A 292-nucleotide genomic window follows, 5' to 3' on the forward strand; every position below is an offset into this window, starting at 1 on the left:
GCGGAATTCGCGACGTCGATCGTGCCGAGCTGCGCGGCGAGATCGTCCGACAGCGCGCGGCGGATCTCGTCGGCGGGCGGCGCGGCCCAGCGCTCCTGCTCGAGCACGTCGACCTGTGCGGCGTTCTTCTGCACGACGAGCTGGTTCTTCGCGACCTGTTCGGGCACGCCGACGGACGGCACCTCGATCAGGAACGGCGGGTTGGCGGGCGCGGTGCGCACGGGCGCCGCGGCGTCGGCCGGGCTCAGCGTATAGAACCGCGCGGGCGGCGAGCTGCACGCGGCGAGCGCGA

At 74.0% G+C, this 292-nt stretch carries 1 protein-coding gene; it reads right to left on the reverse strand.

Features of this window, described 5'->3' with window-relative positions; all coding sequences use genetic code 11:
• Nucleotides 1-292, reverse strand: a 292-nt coding sequence (locus PI86_RS15415; protein WP_039324297.1) for a PqiC family protein, incomplete at both ends; no start/stop codon positions are given.

It is taken from the genome of Burkholderia sp. A9 (assembly GCF_000801975.1).